This is a genomic window from Novosphingobium sediminis (assembly GCF_007991615.1).
Lineage (GTDB): Bacteria > Pseudomonadota > Alphaproteobacteria > Sphingomonadales > Sphingomonadaceae > Novosphingobium > Novosphingobium sediminis.
This window is the reverse complement of sequence record NZ_BJYR01000016.1, coordinates 161452-174547: the sequence shown is the minus strand read 5'-3', so window position 1 is coordinate 174547 and position 13096 is coordinate 161452. Positions and strand designations below refer to the sequence as shown.

The window sequence follows — 13096 nt, the reverse complement described above, 5'->3', positions numbered from 1 at the left end:
GGGGCTGGGGGTGGGCTGTTCAGACGCGGTGCTTGCCGCGTGCCCACCCCTAACCCCTCCCGCAAGCGGGAGGGGGATCACGTTGCTTTCGGCTTCGATCGTATAGATCTGATCGAGATCGCCCGGCGGCAGCAGCACGAGGTGCACGCCATCGCTATGCGCGGCGAGCATCGCGAGGTCGATCTCGCACACCCCCTTGGCCTGCCATTCGCCATCGAGGCGCGCCATGCGGCCGGCGGAAATGAGGCGGCAGAGGCGGCCATAAGCCGCGCGGTCTGTGGGATAGGCGAGGAAGGCGAGACCTTCGATAGTCTCGATCCGGCAGCCGATCACCGGGCGCAGTCCCAGCGCCTTCGCCTCGCCATGCACGCGCACCACGCCGGCCATCGAATTGGCGTCCGCCACGCCCATGGCATCATAGCCGAGCCGGTGCGCGGCGAGCACGAGGTCGACCGGATCGGATGCGCCGCGCAGGAACGAAAAACAGGTGACGAGGCCGAGTTCGACGAAGGCCGCGCGGACGGGGGCGCTTGAGGCCTCCTCGCCCGTCAGGCGCCGCCGCGCCGGGGTGAGCGGGCCTTCAGGCACAAAAGCCCTGCAGGAACCATTCCGGCGCGCCGCCGCGCCCGTCGCCGGCAAGGCCGTGGCGGTAGATCCAGTAGCGGCGGCCAGCGCTATCCTCGATGCGGTAGTAATCGCGCAGGCGCACGGTAGAGCGTTCACGCCACCATTCGGGGGCGATGCGTTCCGGCCCTTCGGCGCGGGCGATTTCGTGCACGCCGCCGCGCCAGCGGAACAGGCGGGGGAGCCCATCGGGCGCTTCGTAGATCACCGCGATGGGTTCGGGCCGGTCGAGCAGCTTCAGGGGCCGCTCATGAAAGGCGAAGTCTTCCTGAAGGCCGGGCTGCGGCGCCAGCGGCGGCGTCCAGCGCTGCGCGCGTTCGGGCAAGTGGCTGGCGCGCGGGAGCGGGCGGCGCACCGCCCCCGCGCCCAGCCGCACCGTCAGCCGGTCGATGCAGGCGGCAAGGCTGGTGCCGTGGCGTTCGGCGGCGGCATCAAGTTCGGCCTGCGCGAGCGCGAGCGGCTCGGTCCACGGCGCGATGAGGCGCACGAATTCGATGCCGAAGCCTGCATCGAGGTCATCCAGCCGCGCCGCGAACAGGCGGCAAACGTGGGCGGGATCGCGCGTGGCGGAAGCCATTTCGAGCCGCCGCACAAGGACTTCGCCATCGACCTTCCATGCCGCCAGTTCGAGCCGCCGCGCGCCCTCCCCCCGCGCTTCGAGCGCGCGCGCCATATCCTCCGCGAGGTCCGCCAAGACGCGGTCAAGCAGCGGGCGGTGACGGATCGGCTCCATCAGGCGGCGCTGCACCATCGGCTGTTCGTGCCCGATCACAGGCAGCAGCGGTTCGGGCACGCGGCCAAGCAGCTGATCGAGCCGCACCAGCGGATTGGCGGCGGGCGCGCGGCGGGTGCGGAAGCGGCGGGCCAGCGCCTCGCGCCCGATGCCGACAATATCATCGATCCGCTTGAGGCCGAGGCGGCGCAGCAGGAGCAGCACATCGTCATCGAGCCGCAGTGCGGCGATGGGCAGCGAACCGAGGCGTTCAAGCATCGCTTCGCCTTCGAGCACTGCGCCATCCGGTCCGTAATGCGCCAAGGCCCAGGCCGCGCCTGCCGTGGGAGCGATCGCGGCGCGCGCCATCAGGCCGCGCCGCCTGAGCTGCGCGCGCGCATCCGCCAGCAAGGCAGCCTCTCCGCCGAAGAGGTGCGCCGCGCCGGTGGTATCGACGATCAGGCCATCGGGCGGATCGAGCGCGGACCACGGCCCCCAGCGCTGCGCCCAGAGCGCGAGATGCTCGAGAAACGCGAGGTCTCCGGCGGGATCATCCGGGCGCACGGCAAGCGCGGGGCAGAGCGTGCGCGCGTCTGCCAGCATCGTACCCGTCCGCACGCCATGCTCTGCCCCTGCGGCGTTGACCGCAGCGATGCGGGGGCCGTGAGCGGTTTCTGCAATCAGCGCTAGCGGGGCGGCGTCGGTTCCCTGCCCCGCTGCGCAGCCTTCAGCCAGCCGCCAGCGATCGAGCGCCAGATCCGCGCACCAGATCGCCATGATCCGGCGCGCCAGAGGCCGTTGGGGGGCTGGCGACGAGAGCATTGCCGTCATCACGCAAGGTCCAGTGTCCGGGTTGAAAGGTGTGGGCGCGGAACAACTCGGCACGCCATGTCGGCTGGCCGGGTGCCAGCGGGTTCCAGCGCGGCGGCGGCGAGGCGGCGGCAGCAGCGCGCCAGCGCATCCGCGCCGAGCCGAGATCGCTGCGCGCATCGAGCCGCACCAGCCACAGCGCAGTGCCGTGCTTTTCCGCAGCGAGGCTGAGGCGGCGCGACGCGGTGAAATCGAGCGCGCGCGGATTGCCCGCGATTTCACCGATCACGAAGGCGAGATCGCGGCAGCGCAGCCCCTCTTCCAGCGCGAACAGCGCATCCTCGGGCGTGGTGGCGGCAACGTGGATCAGACGGTGGCGCAGGTGTTTGGGTAAGCCCGGGCGATAGGGCCGGCCCGAAAGGCGCAGCGCGGCCTTGTCCTGCACCCAGAGCCACGGACGCTGATCCTCGGCATCGACATGGAGGGCATCACGCGCGAGGGCGAGCGCCATTGCCGCGCCGGTTGCCTCACCGCCCGATGCAAACACTTCAGTGTGGCGGCAGGACGCCGCGATCCCCGGCTTCCAGCGCACGGACTTGGCGCCGGAAAGGGCGCGAGACGCAGAACCCCGCCGCAATCCAGCGGGCAGCGGGGGTGAGAGAACATGGATTTCGGAACAGGCTTCGATTCGGCTCATGTTCCTATTATGTTCTTATTCTCCCGCCTTGCAAGCACCTCGCCCGCAGCCTGCCCTTCCATGCAAAAGGGCCGCCTTCCCGAAGGAAAGCGGCCCTCTATGCCTTGCGATTGCCGTCAGCGATCAGACCAGCGGCGGCACCGGCTGCGGCGGAACATCGCTGTCTTCCTCGTGCACTTCGACCGTACCACGACCGACATGGCTGCGGCTGCGGCTATAGGTGTAGTAGACGACGAGGCCTGCGGCCGCCCAGCCGAAGAACAGCGTGATCGTCGCCGCCGAGAGGCTGAAGAACAGATAGACGCAGCCCGCGATCGAGATCGGCGCGACAACGCTTACCGCCGGCGTGCGGAACGGACGGTGGCGATTGGGTTCGGTCCGGCGCAGCACGATCACCGCGATCGACACCGCGGCAAAGGCGAACAGCGTGCCGGAGTTCGACACGTCAGCCAGCAGGCCGACCGGGAAGAACGCGGCGAAGACCGACACGAAAATGCCGGTGAGGATCGTGATCACGTGCGGCGTGCGGAAGCGCGGGTGGATCTTCGAGAAGAACTCCGGCAGCAGTCCGTCGCGGCTCATCACGAAGAAGATGCGGGTCTGGCCGAACATCATCATCAGAATGACCGAAGGCAGCGCGAGGATCGCGGCAGCGCCAACCAGCCAGCCCACGAAGGGATAGCCGACCGTGCGCAGCGTCCACGCCAGCGCTTCCTTCGAGCAGACCACCGCGTTGTCCTGGATCGCGGCGCAGGCGGCCGAGAGCGCAGGCGTACCGGGCGAGAGCACTTCACCGTTCGGGCCAGCCATCGGCTGCGCGCCGACGGTGCCGATCACGCCAGCGGCAACCAGCATGTAGAAGATCGTGCAGATCGCAAGGCTGCCGATCAGGCCGATCGGCATGTTGCGCTGCGGGTTCTTGGTCTCTTCCGCCGCGGTCGAGACCGCGTCGAAGCCGACATAGGCGAAGAAGATCGAAGCCGCCGCCGCCGAGATGCCGGTGAAGCCGGTCGGCGCGAAAGGCACGAACTCGCCGCTCTTGATGACCGGGAGGGTCAGCGCGACGAACAGCGAAAGCGCGGCGATCTTGATTGCCACCAGCACGGCGTTGACCGTGGCGCTTTCCTTGGTGCCGAGCACCAGCAGCCACGTGATCAGGCCCGCGATGCCCATCGCCGGCAGGTTGATGACCCCGCCATCAAACGGACCGCGCACCAACGTGAGCGGAATATCGAGATGGAAGCTCGTGTTGAGCCAGCCGACCATGTAGCCCGACCAGCCGACCGAAACCGCGCCTGCCGCGATCGCGTATTCGAGGATCAGCGCCCAGCCGACCATCCACGCGACGAGTTCGCCCATAACAGCGTAGCTGTAGGTATAGGCCGAGCCCGAAACTGGCACCATCGCGGCCATTTCCGCGTAGCACAGTGCAGCCACCGCGCAGACGAAGCCCGCGATGATGAAGCTGACCATCATGCCGGGGCCAGCCTTCTGCGCGGCTTCAGCGGTCAGCACGAAAATGCCGGTGCCGATCACGGCGCCGACGCCGAGCATGGTCAATTGGAACGCGCCGAGCGAACGATGCAGCGATTTCTTCTCGGCAGTGGCAAGAATGGCGTCGAGTGGTTTGACGCGACCGAACATTGATTTCTCCCGCCTTGGTCCGGCGCCTTGCACGCCGCGCGCCCTGATCGCGCTGGCAAGTCTAACCGGAACCAGGTTGCTGCTTTGATTGCTAGCGCCGAGGGCCGCTGCCGCAAAGCGCTTTTTCCCCAAGCGCGTGCATCGGAGCGACACAGTCATAAACCGAAACGGACCTAGCCTTGCGGCTTGGCGGCATTGCTCTAAAAGCGCGGGTCCAGCGACAGGGAACCTCGCGCATGTCCACGACCTACGTTCTCGACACTTCGACCAGCCGCGCCCACCCCACTCCGGCGCCGATGAAGCGGCTCAACATTCCCGGCATCCGCCAGCGCAAGGTGGACGGGAAGACCGAGCTTCCGGTGGTCATGCTCACCGCCTACACCGCGCGGCAGGCACAGCTCCTCGATGCGCATTGCGATCTGCTGCTGGTGGGGGATTCGCTTGGTCAGGTCATCTATGGCCTGCCCTCAAGCGTTCCCGTCACGCTCGACATGATGTGCGCGCATGGCGCTGCCGTGGTGCGCGGTTCGTATCACGCGGCGGTCGTGGTCGACATGCCGTTCGGCGCCTATGAAAGCTCACCGCAGCAGGCCTTCGAGAGCGCCTCGCGCGTGCTCAAGGAAACCGGCTGCGATGCTATCAAGCTCGAAGGCGGTGTGGCGATGGCCGAAACCGTCGCGTTCCTTACCCAGCGCGGCATTCCGGTGATGGGCCATGTCGGCCTCACCCCGCAGGCAGTCAACGTGCTCGGCGGCTACAACGCGCGCGGGCGCAGCGCGGCGGAAGCGGAGAAGATCATCGGCGATGCGCGCGCGATTGCCGAAGCCGGGGCCTTTGCCATTGTCGTCGAAGGTGTGGTCGAACCGCTTGCGGTGGCGATCACCAAGGCCGTCCCCTGCCCCACCATCGGCATCGGCGCATCGGCGCAGTGCGACGGGCAAGTGCTGGTGACAGACGACATGCTCGGCATGTTCGAGCGCACCCCCCGCTTCGTGAAGATCTACGAACACCTCGCCGAAACGATCTCCACAGCTGCCGCCAACTATGCCGCAGAAGTGCGTGACCGCACCTTTCCGGGGGTGGAACAGACCTACCAGCCGAAGTAAGGGGACATCCGGCCGGTATCACCCGGCCAATACGGGACCACCACTTGATCAGGAACTTCGGCGGCTCGATCGCCTTCTCGCTTGTCTGCCTCGTGCTGGCGGCCGCTTACGGCTGGTTCCAGACCGCATCGCTGTCTGCAACGCTGGCGATGCTGTGGATCGTGGTGATGCTTTCGGTGCTCGAAGTGTCGCTTTCATTCGACAACGCGGTGGTGAACGCGGTCGTGCTGCGCGAGATGGACGAGGTCTGGCAGCGCCGCTTCCTTACCTGGGGCATGGTCATTGCGGTGTTCGGCATGCGCATCGTGTTTCCGCTAGCCATCGTCGCGATTGCGGCAGGCATGGGGCCGGTGGAGGCGCTGCGCATCTCGCTGACCGAGCCGGCGCGCTATGAAGCCATCGTATCAAGCGCACATGTCGGCATTGCCGGGTTCGGCGGAGCGTTCCTCGCGATGGTGGGGCTTTCGTTCTTCTTCGACGGCGAGAAGGACGTGCACTGGATCACGGGGCTCGAACGCGCCCTTGCCCGATTTGCCGATATCAAGGCCGCAGAAATCGCGATCCTGCTCTTGGCGCTCTATGGCGTTTCGCTGCTGTTGCCAGAGGACGAAGCGCTGACCTTCCTCGGCGCAGGCGCACTGGGGATCGTGACGTTTATCGCGGTGGAAGCAATCGGCACCTTGCTCGAAATGCAGGAAGCCGCGCAGAAGGCAGCGGGGCAAGTCGTGCGCTCTGGCCTCGGCGGCTTTCTCTATCTCAACGTGCTCGATGCATCGTTCAGTTTCGACGGCGTGATCGGCGCCTTCGCGCTCTCCAACAACATGGTGGTGATCGCGCTGGGCCTTTCCATCGGCGCAATGTTCGTGCGCTCGCTCACGCTCATGCTGGTGCGCAATGGCACGCTGGCGGAGTACCGCTACCTCGAACACGGCGCGTTCTGGGCGATTGTTGCGCTGGCCGCGATCATGCTGATCTCGGCGCACGTCGCGATCCCCGAGACGGTGACGGGCCTGATCGGCGCGGTGCTGATCGGCCTTTCGCTGTGGTGGTCAGTCCGCCACAACCGCCGCTTCCCCGATGGCGAGATCGAGGAAGCGCTGCGGGCGGAGTGAGGCTGCGGCCCAATCCCTTGTGCCTATCCAAACCCGCTCATGCTGAGCTTGTCGAAGCATCAGACACTGCCGTTGCGCCAGCACCCTTCGACAAGCTCAGGGTGAGCGGGTTTTGGGGGACTCTGGGCAGTCTCCCAGCCATCAATCCAGCGGCACGGACGCCAGCTTCGGCGCCGGAGCAGGCGTACCCATGAAGCGCGGTGCGGGAGCCGGCATCGTCATCCCGCCGTCCTCCACGAACGTGCTGCGCGCAGCGTTGTGCGGGTGGTGCGGCGCTTCCTTGAGGCTGAGGACGGGTGCGAAGCAGATGTCGGTTCCGTCCATGATCGCTTCCCACTCGGCGCGGGTCTTCGTTGCGATCAATGCGGCGACCTTGGTCTTGAGTGCGGGCCACTGCGATTGGTCATGCTGTGCAGCCATGGCGGGATCGGCGCCGAGGCCGCTCTTCTCCATCAGCAGCGCGTAGAATTGCGGCTCGATCGAACCCAGCGCGATCCACTTGCCGTCGCTCGTCTCGTACGTGTCGTAGAAATGCGCGCCGCCATCGAGCAGGTTGGTGCCGCGCTCATCCTTCCACTGGCCGTTGCCGAAGAAGGTCCAGGTCATCGCCGAAAGGACCGCCGCGCCGTCGACCATCGCGCAGTCGATCACCTGCCCCTTGCCGGTGCGCTGTGCTGAAAGCACGCCCGCCAGCACGCCGAACGCCATGACCATGCCGCCACCGCCGAAATCGCCCACCGCATTGACCGGGAACTGCGGCTTGCCGCCCGCCGCGCCATAGGTGTGGAGCGCACCCGCCAGCGCGATGTAGTTGATGTCATGCCCGGCGAGCGGGGCCATCGGGCCATCCTGTCCCCAGCCCGTCATGCGGCCATAGACAAGGCGCGGGTTGTCGGCGAGCAGCACGTCAGGCCCCAGCCCGAGCCGCTCCATCACACCCGGACGATAGCCTTCGATGATGGCGTCCGCCGTCTTCACCAGTTCGCGGATGCGCGCGATCGAAGCCGGATCCTTGAGATCGAGCTCGATCCGCGTGCGGTTACGGTTGAGGATATCGCGGTTGCCGGCATCACCGACCCGGCCACCTTTGCTGGGGCGGTCAATGCGGATCACCTTCGCACCGTGATCGGCCAGCATCATGCAGGCGAAGGGCCCCGGTCCGATCCCTGCGAATTCGAGAACCGTCAAACCTTCCAGCGCACCAGCCATCACTCACCCCGTCTGTTTTAACCGATCGATTGAAACGGGGTTTGCCGCGCGATTGCCTCGCTGTCGAGACTTATTGCACCGGATCGGGCTGACCACGCGCGGCAAGCGCCCGCGAAATCGCCAGATAGGCATCGCGGCGTGGCTCTCTCGCCCAGGCGGCGGCGAGAAGCTTCATGGCCAGCAGGCTCTGGGGATTCTGCGCAAGGTAGCGCGATGTCATGGAATCGGCGTCGCGCGCGCGGCCGAGCGCGCGCAGCGTGGCATCCATGCGCCGCAGCACCGGTTCGTTGAAGCGGATCGACGCGCCGTTCTGGTAGTCGGCCAAGGCGCCGGTGGCATCGCCGCGGATAGTCCGCACGTCGCCCGCCAGCAGGTGCGCTTCTGCGGCACCGGGATTGCTATCGCGCAGGCGGTCCGCCACGGCCTGCGCTTCATCCTTGCGGCCCTCCTTCAGCAGCGCGCGGATATAGGGCACCGATGTCTGCGCCCGGTTCGGCGCGTCGGCATAGGCAGAGCCCAGCACGGCAGCGCCGAATTCGGTCGGCAGCGGCACCGGGCCATGCGCCGAATGGTGCGCCGCCCGTGCTAACAGCGCCTCGGCGCGGGCCTTGTTGCCCAGCCGCCGCCAACTCTCGCCCACCAGACGCAAGGTGTAAGGCGGCGCGAAGGGCTGCGCGGCATCGGCATCGAATCGTGCAACGAGCGGCTGATCGCTTGCCTGCCGCGACATCGCGCGCAGCAGCATCTGCCGTGCCTCAAGATTATCGGGCTGCATCCGCACCAGCCGGTCGAACTGTTCGACCGCGACGTTGGTATTGCCGGCGCGGTATTCGAGCACCCCGGTCAGCAGGATCGCTGCAGGCATGTTGCGGAAGGCATTGCCGGTGCGCTGCAGGATCGTCCGCGCGAGATCTGTCTCGCCGGCGCGCGCAGCCAGCACCGCCTGCAGGAAAGCCGGGCGCGGGTTCTTGGGATCGACCTGCGCCAGCTTGCGGCACACGATCAGCATGGCGCGGTAATCGCCCATGTCGCCCAGGGTCGCCGCATATTCGCCAAGCAACGCAGGATCATCGGGCCGAACCTTGAGACCCGCCTCGAACCACGGCAGCGCCGCGGCAAGGCCATACTGTTCGCGGATCAGCAGGCCCCTGAAGGCGAGCGCGCGGGCGTTCTTTGGATCGAGTGCGACGGCACGGTCCGCCGCCTCGATTGATTGCAGCTGCTCCCCGCCCGAAAAGCGCAGCGCGGCGATTGCCACCCACAGGTCGGAATCGTTCGGGTTGGCACGCAGAGCGGTATTGAAGGCACCGGCGGCGGCGCCAAAGTCGCCTTGTGCCAGTGCGATCTGGCCGCGTACGCGCCACCCCAGCGCTTCGGTTCCCGGTGCGAAAGCCCCGCCTTCCAGCACCTTGCGCGCTTCGGTGCGGTCGCCCTCGGCGAGCAGCGCCTCACCCAGATGCGCGCGCAGTTCATCCTCGTTCGCGCCGCCCTTGATCGCGGCGCGCAGCATGACTTCGGCCGTGACCGGATCGCGCCGCTCAATCGCCGCCTGCGCCTTCGCGCGCAGGTCGTCGAGCCGCGACGCGCCGGCTGCGGGACCAGCCAGCAGCACTGCCCCCAGCGCAAGGCAGAGAGCCCGCTTAATGCTGGAGGTCGTACTGCTTGAGGAGATCATAGAGCGTCGGCCGGCTGATCCCGAGAAGGCGCGCAGTGCTGGAAATATTGCCCTCGCTGCGCGCCAACGCGTGGCGGATCATCTTGCGGTCGGTCGCCTCGCGCGCGGACTTGAGGTTGAGCGGATTGGCATCGTCCTCGCCCGGTTCGGCAAGGTCGAGATCGCTCGCCGTCACGAGCTTGCCATCGGCCATGATAACCGCTCGCTTCACCCGGTTTTCAAGCTCGCGCACGTTGCCCGGCCAGGTCCACGCGTCGATCGCCGCCAGCGCATCGGGCGCGAAGCCCTTGACCGACGGGTTCATCTCGGCAGCAAAGCGCGTGAGGAAGGCCTTGGCCAGCAGCGCCGCATCGCCCGGCCGTTCGGCAAGGCTCGGGATGCGGATGACGATCTCGGCGAGGCGGTAGAACAAGTCCTCGCGGAACCGGCCATCCGTAATCATCGCCTCGAGGTTCTGGTGCGTCGCGCAGACGATGCGCGTATCGACCTCGATCGAGCGCCGCCCGCCGATGCGCTCGATCGTGCGCTCCTGCAGAAAGCGCAGCAGCTTGACCTGCAGCGGGAAAGGAATGTCGCCCACTTCGTCGAGGAACAGCGTGCCGCCGCTCGCCTGCTCGATCTTGCCCTCGGTGGTCTTGACCGCGCCGGTGAACGCGCCCTTCTCATGGCCGAAAAGCTCGCTTTCGAGGAGGTTTTCCGGGATCGCCGCGCAGTTGATCGCCACGAACGCGCCCTGCCGCCGGGGGCTCGCCTCGTGCAGTCCGCGCGCCAGCAGTTCCTTGCCGGTGCCGCTCGCGCCCAGCAGCATGACCGAGACATTGGTGCCCGCCACGCGCTCAATCGTGCGCGCGACTTTCACCATCTCCGGCGCGCCGGTAATCATGCGGCCGAGCACCTTGTTGTCCTCGGGAGCGCGCTCGGCAAGCTGGCGGTTTTCCGTCTCGATGCGATGGAGGTGCAGCGCGCGGCGCACGATCAGGCCGAGCGCATCGATATCGACAGGCTTGGCGTAGAAGTCATACGCGCCCTGCTGGATCGCCCGCAGCGCGCTTTCACGCGCGCCATGGCCGCTGGCGACGATCACCTTGGTATCGGGCTTCAGCGCCATGATCGCATCGAGCACGGCAAAGCCCTCGCTGGTCCCGTCAGGATCTGGCGGCAGGCCAAGGTCGAGCGTGACGACCGACGGCTCTTCCGAACGAAGCAGCGCAAGCGCGGTCTGGCGGTCGCCTGCAATGAGCACTTCGAAGTCCTCGTAAGCCCACTTTAGCTGGGCCTGAAGACCCGGATCATCCTCGACGATGAGGAGCTTGGGGAGCGCTTTCACGGCGCTCGGGGGCCGGTCCTGAATCATCATGCCACCTTCTTGTCATTTGGCGTGTCGCCCGACCTGCCGTCAGGCTGAATTTCGAGTTCGGTTGCCATCACCAGCGGCAGGCGCACCGCAAACCGGCTGCCGAGGCCCTCGCGGCTTTCGACTTCCAGCCGCCCGTTCATCGCGCGAACCAGTTCGCGCGCTTCGAACGCGCCGATGCCGAAGCCGCCCGCCTTGGTCGAAACGAACGGCGTGAACAGGCGGTTGCGCACGAAGTCTGCGCTCATGCCGCTGCCGGTGTCGGAAACCTCGATCACGCCGTTGAAGCCATCGAGCCTGGTCTGGAGCAGCACCGCCATGCCGGGCTGGCTGGCATCGATCGCGTTCTGCACGAGATGCGCCAGCACCTGTTCAAGCGTTTCGCGGCTCGCTGTCACAAGGCACGTCTGGCCCTGCGTCACATAGACCGGGCAATCGCCGCCTGCCTCGCGATAGCGCGCAGCGACGGCTTCGATCACTTGCGCGGCATCGACCGGCTCGAGCCGCTGCACACCGCCCGCCCCATAGCGCGAAAGCCGCGCCAACAGCGCATTGAGCTTGTCCGCCGAATTGGTCAGCGTCACCAGCATGTCCTTGCGGAAGGCCGGATTGTCCGCATGGCGCTCGGCGTTGCGGGCAAGCAGCGCAAGCTGGCTGGCAAGGTTCTTGATATCGTGCATCACGAAGGCAATGCGGCGGTTGAACTCGTCGAACCGGCTCGCCTCGAGCAACGCGCTCTGCCCGTTGTGTTCGGCGATGTAACTTGCCAGCTGCTGTCCGACGACGCGCAGGAGATCGAAGTCCTCCCAATCGAGCTTGCGCGCCAGTAGCGGGCGGCCGAGCACGACAAGGCCGACGAGCCGGTCGAAATGCAGCAGCGGCACCAGCGCCCACGCGCCGTGTTCTTCCACCAGCCACTGAGGAATGAGCCCCGCCTCGCCTTCGTGGTCGGTTCCGCCACGGACCTCATCAAGGTCGGCGATGAAGCCGCGCCGCTCGAAGAACTGCGCCGCTTCGGCCGGCATGGCCTCAGCCGGCACTTCGGCTGTCGGCCACTGCCAGCGCGCGGCGAGCACCAGATCGCCCCCCTCGCCCGGGATCAGCATCAGGCCGCTGGCGCTGTCGGTAATGTCTGCCAAGGCCTGCACCACGCGCGCATGGAGCGGCGATGCGCCCGGCCCGCCGCGCCCGATCGTGCGGGTGAAGCGCAGCCATTCGGCGCGATAATCATAGCGGTGCTGGAAGAAGTGCTTGGCCAGCATCACGTTGAGCCAGCCGCGCAGGCGCGCCGAAGGGACCAGCGCGAGGATCACCACTGTCGTCGCAAACGCAAAGCCCAACTGCGCCAGCTGGCTCACATTGCCGCCAAGCCACGCGACCGACTGCGCTGCGGCCACCATCAGGATCAGGTAGCCACCGATCACCAGCAGCGAGAGCGACTGGAACGCCACCGACCGGCTGGGCGAAAACCGCAGCGCTGATCCGCCGCGCATCGCCCCCACCGAAACGAGCAGGATCACGCCGATCTGCACCAGCCCGCGCAGCGCCACCATCTCCAGCGGGATTGTCCGGCCGAGATAGGCGATCGTGTAGAAATTGAGGTCGTAGCCCCACATCAGCGCGAGCGCGAGCGCAGTCCAGCGTACGGCATCGCGCTGGCCACTGATCGCGCCGACATAAAGGTTGTGCACCAGTACCAGCGCGCCCGTCGTCAGCAGCAGGCGGAACATGACCGAAAGCTGGAAGATCATCGCGGTGGCCGCGACAATCCCCGAAAAGCGGACTGCCAGCACCAGCAGCACGATCTGGAACAGCTCGACCATGGCAAGCACGGCGAGCACCGGACGCACCTGCACCACGCTCGTATGCCGGTTGTCGCGCGCGAACAGCGAATAGACCACCGCCAACCAGCCAAGGTTGCGCATGAGTTCGAACACTTGCGTGATGGCCGCGATCGGTCCGAACGAAGAGCCCAGCAGGCTCCACGCCGTCGTCAGCGCAAGCGCCGCAATAAGCGCACGGCTGCCTTCCTTGCCGCGCCGCAGCCTATCGGCAAGCCACACCGTGAGCAGCATCGCCGCGAATGCCGCGACGAGGTAGCTCCACTGGCTGAGGCCGGTCCATTCGAGCGGACTGTGCATGGCGCGCGCCTG

10 protein-coding genes are annotated in these 13096 nt (G+C 66.9%); 2 read left to right on the top strand and 8 right to left on the bottom strand.

Annotated elements, in window-relative coordinates:
• From NSE01_RS12945 to NSE01_RS12930, 4 genes are all read right to left on the bottom strand, one after another.
• The coding region (locus NSE01_RS12945; protein ID WP_147160046.1) for a PHP domain-containing protein at positions 1-588 on the bottom strand (588 nt) is incomplete at its 3' end.
• Positions 581-2113: a DUF6504 family protein gene (locus NSE01_RS12940; RefSeq protein WP_147160045.1), complete on the bottom strand. Its 1533-nt coding sequence runs from the start codon at positions 2111-2113 to the stop codon at positions 581-583. The genes NSE01_RS12940 and NSE01_RS12945, both read right to left, overlap by 8 nt.
• The gene (locus tag NSE01_RS12935) at positions 2064-2843 is read right to left on the bottom strand and encodes a hypothetical protein (RefSeq protein WP_246135200.1); all 780 of its coding nucleotides are present in this window, start codon (positions 2841-2843) and stop codon (positions 2064-2066) included. Before NSE01_RS12935 ends, NSE01_RS12940 begins: the two co-directional genes overlap by 50 nt.
• 123 nt (positions 2844-2966) lie before the next feature.
• Positions 2967-4487 (bottom strand): amino acid permease, encoded by a 1521-nt coding sequence (locus NSE01_RS12930; RefSeq protein WP_147160044.1) that lies wholly within the window; start codon positions 4485-4487, stop codon positions 2967-2969.
• A 236-nt stretch (positions 4488-4723) separates the two neighbouring features.
• On the opposite strand from NSE01_RS12930, the gene panB reads away from it, so the two are divergent.
• Both panB and NSE01_RS12920 read left to right on the top strand, forming a co-directional pair.
• Complete coding sequence (gene panB / locus NSE01_RS12925) at positions 4724-5593, top strand: 3-methyl-2-oxobutanoate hydroxymethyltransferase (RefSeq protein WP_147160043.1); 870 nt, start codon at positions 4724-4726, stop codon at positions 5591-5593.
• A gap of 44 nt (positions 5594-5637) precedes the next feature.
• Positions 5638-6705, top strand: a complete 1068-nt coding sequence (locus NSE01_RS12920) for a DUF475 domain-containing protein (protein ID WP_147160042.1) — start codon at positions 5638-5640, stop codon at positions 6703-6705.
• Between the two features lie 141 nt (positions 6706-6846).
• On the opposite strand, the gene NSE01_RS12915 is transcribed toward NSE01_RS12920, so the two are convergent.
• The 4 genes from NSE01_RS12915 to prsK form a co-directional block, all read right to left on the bottom strand.
• Positions 6847-7914: a CaiB/BaiF CoA transferase family protein gene (locus tag NSE01_RS12915; protein WP_147160041.1), complete on the bottom strand. Its 1068-nt coding sequence runs from the start codon at positions 7912-7914 to the stop codon at positions 6847-6849.
• Between the two features lie 70 nt (positions 7915-7984).
• Positions 7985-9526 (bottom strand): tetratricopeptide repeat protein, encoded by a 1542-nt coding sequence (locus NSE01_RS12910; protein ID WP_246135199.1) that lies wholly within the window; start codon positions 9524-9526, stop codon positions 7985-7987.
• Between the two features lie 28 nt (positions 9527-9554).
• Entirely contained in the window at positions 9555-10946 is a 1392-nt protein-coding gene (prsR, locus tag NSE01_RS12905; RefSeq protein WP_371863220.1) for a PEP-CTERM-box response regulator transcription factor, read from the bottom strand.
• On the bottom strand, positions 10943-13084 hold the full coding sequence (gene prsK / locus NSE01_RS12900; RefSeq protein ID WP_147160040.1) for an XrtA/PEP-CTERM system histidine kinase PrsK: 2142 nt from the start codon (positions 13082-13084) through the stop codon (positions 10943-10945). Before prsK ends, prsR begins: the two co-directional genes overlap by 4 nt.
• Between the last annotated feature and the right edge of the window lie 12 nt (positions 13085-13096).